Genomic DNA, 240 nt, shown 5'->3' on the forward strand with positions numbered 1-240 from the left:
GCAACCGCCATGGCTTGGTGGCCGGCGCCACCGGCACCGGCAAGACGGTGACCCTGATGACGCTTGCCGAAGGCTTCTCGCGGATGGGCGTGCCCGTGTTCATGGCCGACGTGAAGGGCGACGTGGCCGGCCTGGCCACCGCCGGCGACGGCAGCGAAAAGGTGCTTCAGCGCGCGAAGGACATCGGCATCGCCGACTACGCACCGGGCGGGAATCCGGTGATCTTCTGGGACCTGTACG

The 240-nt window shown here is 68.8% G+C and carries 1 protein-coding gene; it reads left to right on the plus strand.

All coding sequences use genetic code 11. The annotated features are described in order from the left end of the window. On the plus strand, positions 1–240 hold a 240-nt coding region (locus OH705_RS28590; protein WP_267303616.1), incomplete at both ends, for a helicase HerA-like domain-containing protein.

Source organism: Pseudomonas sp. BJa3 (assembly GCF_026343815.1).
GTDB classification, from domain to species: Bacteria; Pseudomonadota; Gammaproteobacteria; order Pseudomonadales; family Pseudomonadaceae; genus Aquipseudomonas; species Aquipseudomonas soli.